Raw genomic sequence first — 6,119 nt, 5'->3', positions numbered from 1 at the left:
ACCACCGCGGCCACACAGCACTCGGCGGTCAGCCACCAGCCAGTCGTGTACCTAACCTCTCAGGTCAGTACAGCTAGATCGGCGGGTACGGCAGGCTGAACTCGTCGGCCAGCAGGCTCTGCACGATGATCATCGCCGCCTTCGATCCCGCGGCGATCGCGCCTGCGACATAGGGCTGTTCGCTGCAGAGGTCGCCGGCGGCGAACACACCGCTGGCCTCGGTGCGGTGAATCGGGTCGATGCTGATGGTGTCCGCGGCCAGGGGGCCGGGAGTGCACGCGGCCCCCAGCTGGTCGGCGAGCGGTGAGCGTTGCTTGAGGGGCGCCTCGACGAGCAGGCCGTCGCGGGGCAGCCGGTCGCCGTCGGCGAACGCGATCGCGCTCAGTTTGCCGTCCTCGCTGAGCAATTCGACGACGCGACGGTCTTCGATGGTGACGTCGGCGGTTTGCAGCACCTTCTTGTCGGCGGGCGACAGGTCGGTGCGTCCATCGGTCAGCAGGACGACGTCGTCGCTCCAGCCGCGAAGCATCAGCGCGGAGTGCATCGCCTCTTCGCCGGCGGCCATGGTGGCGAGCCGCTTGTCGCGCATCTCCCAGCCGTGGCAGAACGGGCACTGAAAAACCGAGGTGCCCCACAGCTCGGCGAGTCCCGGCAGGTCCGGCGGGCAGTACTGCATGCCGGTCGCGAGCAGGACCCTCTTGGCGAGAATGGGATCGCCATCGTCGGGTTCGAGGACGAAGCCGTTGTCGACCGGGCGGCCGCTGACGATCTGGCCGTGCCGGTACTCGACGCTGGGGTAGGCCGTCAGCTCGCGGCGTCCTTGTGCGTACAGCTCGGCGGGGGGACGCTGGTCGTAGCCGAGCAGACCGCCGATGACATTCGAGGCCCGGTTGCTCTGCTCGTCGGCGTCGATGACGACCGTGCGTCGCCTCGCCCGCCCCAAGACGAGGGCGGCGCTCAGCCCCGCGGCCCCGCCCCCGACAACGGCACATTCCCAATCCATGGCCCCATCGTTCCCGAGGTGGAGGTTGTGAAACCTTCGCGTCGATGCGCTGAGGTCAGCGGGGTGTCATACGCCCCGTCGCCTTGATCGGCCGGGCAAGTGCGGAAAAGCCGTCGCGCGATCAGCCAGCAAACTGATCATAGGGAAATCCCTGATTCCAGGGTCACCGACGTTCCGTAACTTCTGAACCGGGCCGGCCGATCCGGCGTCGTGCATATCGACTACGCGAGAAGTTCCAGTGCCGTCGCGGGCACTTCAGACACTGCTCGTGGAATTGCGGGCGTCGGATCGGTTGGCAGATCGATGACCGTCGACGACGAAGGGGGGCACTGTGTCCCGAGAAGAATGGTGTGGGCAGTGAACGCCGGCTGGTTTCCTGATCCCAGCGGCCAGCCGGGGCAGCGCTATTACGACGGTCAGCGGTGGACGCAGCACTTCGTGCCGACGCCACCACCGAGCGTCGCGGCACCATCCGCTGTTGCCGTGGCGGTGTCATCTGGCGGAGGAGCAAACCACGCGCTTCATCTCATACTGACGATTCTTTCCTGCGGGCTGTGGGTTCCGATCTGGATTCTGTGCGCCGTCTTCAGTGGGTCGTCGGGCACGTCGGTCGCGGTGGGTGGTGGTCCCGGTGGTGTGACCGTGAGCAAGAGATCCCGGACTCCACTCATCGTCGCGGGCGTGGTTCTCGGGCTCATCGTGCTCGGCAACGTCGCCCAGCATCCGTGGTTGCTCGTTGTGTTGGTTCTGCTAGTCGGCGCGGGCGGGTTCTTCTTCTGGAAACAGAAGACCGCCGCCGAGTTGAAGGCTCATGAGCTTCGCGAGCAGTATCGCCGTGATGTCCTGGCCGCCCGTGCCGATCACCAGGCCAGGCTGTACGCCGAAGGAGATCCGGAGGGCATTTACGGGCAGTACCCGCCGCCGCCGAATACCGGAGTGAACCTGTAACGCACCCGAGCTGTTATCGGGTTTCGGGTGCTCGTCGGGGTATGCCCGGGTACGGCTGGCCGTCGCGATCCGGTGCCAGCGGCACTGCCACGAGGCCGACGAGGAACGCGGTCAGGTGGCCGACTTCGGTGAACGTGGGCCGGGCGGCGGCGTTACCGGCCAGCGCCAGCGCGGCCACAGTCTGGGCACCGGAGCGCCACGGCCTGCGGGTGTAACCCGACAGGGCACCGGCCACCCCGAGGACGAAGTAGCTCACCCCGACGTCGCGGGCGTTCTCGAGCCGCTGCGGCGCGCGCCCCTTGCGGATGAGGAACCGCAGATAGCTCTGGCCGACGTAGGTGGCGACGACGTGGGCGCAGATGCCGACGAGAAGCCAACGCCACCAACCCAATCGGCGCTCCGCCGGCGCGACGACACCGACGAACACCGGGGCGTAGGGCCACCACCTGTGGTCGTCGAGCCAGAACAAGCTGGTGGTGAGCACCCGATGGGGTTCGCTGCGCAGCCGGCGCAGGTTCGTGGAGTTCCTGCGCTGGATCCGTCGCGAGCCCCGATGTCCGGCCGAGCGCTGCACACGCGTCGTGACGAGCAAGACGAGCAGCCACGCGAAACTGAACGGGGCGCCGGCGACGGCGCGGAGAAGCCGCACCCGCAGAGATTAGCGCGATTGACGGCGCTGCCCTGCGGGTAGGCGAACGTCGTTAGGAGCGGGACATGACGACTGCAGACTCGGAGATCGACCTCGACGCGCTGTCGACCGACGACCACGGATACACCGTCAACGACGAGGACGAAGACGATCCGGTCCTGCTCGACCGCGACGGCAAGCCGGTCGAGACGTGGCGCGAACGGTATCCGTACGACGAGCGGATGAGTCGCGATGAATACGAGCGGACCAAACGGCGCCTGCAGATCGAGCTGCTGAAGCTGCAGAACTGGAGCAAGCGCACCGGCGCGCGCCACGTCATCGTGTTCGAGGGCCGGGACGCGGCGGGTAAGGGCGGCTCGATCCAACGGTTCATGGAGCACCTCAACCCACGCGGCGCACGGGTGGTCGCGCTGGAGAAGCCGACGGAGGAAGAGAAGTCGCAGTGGTACTTCCAGCGTTACGTCAGGCATCTGCCGACCGGCGGGGAGATGGTGCTGTTCGACCGCTCCTGGTACAACCGCGCCGGCGTGGAGAGGGTGATGGGCTTCTGCACGCCCAAACAGCATGCCGAGTTCATGCGGCAGGCACCGGCGTTCGAGGAGATGCTGGTGAACTCGGGGCTCCATCTCACCAAGTTCTGGTTCTCGGTGTCGCCGGCCGAGCAGCGGACGCGGTTCGCGATCCGGTTGGTCGATCCGCTGCGGCAGTGGAAGTTCTCGTCGATGGACATGGAAGCGGTTAACCGCTGGGAGGAGTACACCAGGGCTAAGGAAGAGATGTTCGTCGCGACCGACACCGACTATGCACCCTGGATCGTGGTGAAGAGTAACGACAAGAAGCGGGGTCGGATCAATGCGATGCGATACCTGTTGTCGCGCTTCGATTATGACGACAAGGATGAGGAAGTGGTCGGTGAGCCTGATCCGTTGATCGTGGGCCGGGCGCTGGAGGATTGACGCGCCGAATTGTCGGACCCTTCTGTGATGATGTGGTCATGTCGGTTTCTGCTTCGGATGTCCAGGTGGATGTGGGCCCTCACGAGCGTTTTGTGGGCCTGTTGGGGCAGTTGGCCGAGTTGTCGGGACAGCGCAACGCCATCGACGGGCGCATCGTGGAGCTCGTTGCCGAGATCGACCGCGACGGGCTGTGGGCACACGCCGAAGGTGTGCGCTCGGTCAAAGCGCTGGTGGCCTGGAAACTGGGCATGGCAGATGCCACCGCCAAAAACGTGGCCGCCGTGGCGCAGCGCTTCGACGAGTTCCCGCGCTGCACCACCGAAATGCGCCAGGGCCGCCTGTCGCTGGATCAGGTCGGGGTCATCGCCCAGTACGCCGGGGAGGGCTCTGATGAGCACTACGCCGAGATGGCCACGGTGGCCACGGTCAACCAACTACGGTTCGCTATCAAACTCGAACCGCGCCCCCAACCCGACCACCGCGACCCCCCGCGCGGCATCAGCAAAACCGTCGGCGAGCAAGCCACCACCTACCGCATCACCCTGCCTCACCTCGAGGCCGCCAAATTCGACGCCGCCCTGCAATCACACCGCGACGCGCTGATCGGCGAGCACACCGCCGACCACGGCCCCGACACCGGCGCTAATACCCACGAACGCCGACAGCTCGGCGATTTGCGGTGCCGCCCGCCGTTTCCCACCCTTGCCGATGCGTTCATGCGCCTCGTGCACACCAGCTGGGACGCCGAGGCGGCTCGACGCCCCCACGATCAACACACCACCGTCATCGTGCACCTGGACCTGGACAAACCTGCAGCCTGGCCGCACCTGGGACCGGTGTTATCCGAAGCCGATCGGCGCATGCTGTTGTGCGACACCACCTGCCAAGTATGGCTCCAACGTCACGGCCAAGTCATCGGATCCGGACGCTCGACACGGGTGATCAGCCGCCGACTACGCCGAGCACTCGAACACCGCGACCGCACCTGCCAAGTACCCGGCTGCTGGGCCACCCGCGGGCTGCACGCCCACCACATCGTGCACTGGGAAGACGGCGGACCCACCGAACTGCACAACCTGGTGCTGGTGTGCCCCTACCACCACCGCATGCACCACCGCGGTCAGATCATCATCACCGGCCCCGCCGACCGACTCCGCGTCACCGGCAGCGACGGCGAACCCCTGGACCCCGGATCACTCGCACACCCACCCACCGGATCACCACCAACGGTCCCACCCTGCCCCGGACCCCGCGGCGAACGCGCCCAATGGAAATGGTACGACCCCTACGAACCCCAGCCACCACCAAGCACAAACTGAACACTCCGCAAATCAGTCAACTACACTGCGACATCGCGTGTTTCGTGTCTAGCAGTACTCGTGGGCGGTTTGGGTTCGTACTGATCGGCTTCAGCTAGCCGATGATGCCCGGCCCGCGTCGGAGACGTGGACAGCGATCTTCCCGACTGTGCGGCCGGCCTCGCTTTCGTGATGCGCGGCAGCGATGTCGTCCAAGTGATAGGCAGACGCGGTTCGGGGTACCAGCTGACCTTCCGCCATCCAGCGCGCCAACTTCGGCAGCCCCTCTCGAGCGGGCAAGCCGAAGAGTCCGGGCACCAGGCGATACCGGTTCGTCGCATAACGGCGTGCCAACCGCGTTATCAAGACCGCCCCCTCTCGCAGCCCGACGTCCTCGCCCGGCCGCCCCGGCTGGAGCGACGGCAACGCCACGGTCACATACCGCCCCGATGCCTCGAGTGCCCACGGGGCAAGCTCGGTGTAGTAGCTGTCGTCGCCGACGCAGTCGAGGATGAGGTCGAAACTGTGCGCCCAGTCCGAAAAACGTTGGGGGTACTCGGACTTGGCGATGCGATCATATGGCACGACGGTCTGCGCGCCGAGTCCGGTGACGAAGGCTTCGTTGCGTGAGCTCGATACTCCCACGACCTCGGCATCCAGCCCCTTGACCGCGATCTGCACGGCCAAGTGCCCAACGCCACCGGAGGCGCCGACGACCAGCACGCGACTGCCGCTTGCCCCGGGACGTAGACCGCCGTAAGTGACCAGACCCGCATACGCGACGAGCCCAGCGAACGGAACGAGCGCCGCGTCGTCGTGGGCCACACCACGGGGTATGTGAACGATCGCCGCACGGCGCCCACTCGTCCTGATCGTGAGATGCGTTGTGTAGCTTCCCGCTATCGGTTTGACGCCCATCACGGCATCGCCCGGCCGGAAGCCGTCGGCCTCCGGACCGGCTTCAAGGACAACCCCGGCAAAGTCCTGCCCGAGGATCATCGGCGAGCCAATGAGTCGGCGCCACAACGACTTCGGCAAGCCCAGACCCTCGCGCATCTTCCACTCGATCGGATTTACACTGGTCGCGGCGACTTCGACCAGCACTTCATCGGGCCGCCGCACAGTCGGCATCGGCAGCTGCGCGATCGCGAATCGGCTGCTGTCGCCGAAATCGGTCAGGACCGCCGCACGGCGCATTGTTTCGGATCTGGTCATGACAGTGCCACCTCCATGCGGGCGCCACCTCCGTCGAGGGGCGGCTGAAC

6 protein-coding genes and 1 pseudogene are annotated in these 6,119 nt (G+C 66.2%); 4 read left to right on the top strand and 3 right to left on the bottom strand.

Features of this window, described 5'->3' with window-relative positions; genetic code table 11:
* Positions 1–73: 73 nt before the first annotated feature.
* Positions 74–1,003 carry an NAD(P)/FAD-dependent oxidoreductase gene (locus AU197_RS14545; RefSeq protein WP_064403408.1) on the bottom strand — a complete coding sequence of 310 codons (930 nt, stop codon included), beginning with the start codon at positions 1,001–1,003 and terminating at the stop codon, positions 74–76.
* Positions 1,004–1,306: 303 nt separating this feature from the next.
* Here AU197_RS14545 and AU197_RS26645 point away from each other — a divergent pair.
* Positions 1,307–1,450: pseudogene (locus tag AU197_RS26645) on the top strand (DUF2510 domain-containing protein); the annotation flags it as partial.
* A 195-nt stretch (positions 1,451–1,645) separates the two neighbouring features.
* Positions 1,646–1,951, top strand: a complete 306-nt coding sequence (locus AU197_RS26640; protein WP_231744933.1) for a hypothetical protein — start codon at positions 1,646–1,648, stop codon at positions 1,949–1,951.
* A gap of 13 nt (positions 1,952–1,964) precedes the next feature.
* Here the strand turns inward: AU197_RS26640 and AU197_RS14535 are convergent, their stop codons facing one another.
* Complete coding sequence (locus AU197_RS14535; protein ID WP_082696679.1) at positions 1,965–2,600, bottom strand: rhomboid-like protein; 636 nt, start codon at positions 2,598–2,600, stop codon at positions 1,965–1,967.
* Positions 2,601–2,665: 65 nt separating this feature from the next.
* On the opposite strand from AU197_RS14535, the gene ppk2 reads away from it, so the two are divergent.
* Entirely contained in the window at positions 2,666–3,556 is an 891-nt protein-coding gene (ppk2, locus tag AU197_RS14530) for a polyphosphate kinase 2 (RefSeq protein WP_064403405.1), read from the top strand.
* Positions 3,557–3,594: 38 nt separating this feature from the next.
* Positions 3,595–4,875 carry an HNH endonuclease signature motif containing protein gene (locus AU197_RS14525; protein WP_064403417.1) on the top strand — a complete coding sequence of 427 codons (1,281 nt, stop codon included), beginning with the start codon at positions 3,595–3,597 and terminating at the stop codon, positions 4,873–4,875.
* Positions 4,876–4,965: 90 nt separating this feature from the next.
* Here the strand turns inward: AU197_RS14525 and AU197_RS14520 are convergent, their stop codons facing one another.
* Complete coding sequence (locus AU197_RS14520; RefSeq protein ID WP_082696678.1) at positions 4,966–6,069, bottom strand: NAD(P)-dependent alcohol dehydrogenase; 1,104 nt, start codon at positions 6,067–6,069, stop codon at positions 4,966–4,968.
* Positions 6,070–6,119 lie beyond the last annotated feature (50 nt).

It is taken from the genome of Mycobacterium sp. IS-1590 (assembly GCF_001500025.1).
GTDB lineage: Bacteria > Actinomycetota > Actinomycetes > Mycobacteriales > Mycobacteriaceae > Mycobacterium.
Note: the sequence above shows the minus strand (reverse complement) of the source record. Positions and strands in the feature narration are given on the sequence as shown.

Bases quoted from the DNA above. Each gene is read 5' to 3' on its own strand.
- ppk2 (WP_064403405.1), top strand. From the start codon at position 2,666: ATGACGACTGCAGACTCGGAGATCGACCTCGACGCGCTGTCGACCGAC.
- AU197_RS14545 (WP_064403408.1), bottom strand. From the start codon at position 1,003: ATGGATTGGGAATGTGCCGTTGTCGGGGGCGGGGCCGCGGGGCTGAGC.
- AU197_RS14520 (WP_082696678.1), bottom strand. From the start codon at position 6,069: ATGACCAGATCCGAAACAATGCGCCGTGCGGCGGTCCTGACCGATTTC.
- AU197_RS14525 (WP_064403417.1), top strand. From the start codon at position 3,595: ATGTCGGTTTCTGCTTCGGATGTCCAGGTGGATGTGGGCCCTCACGAG.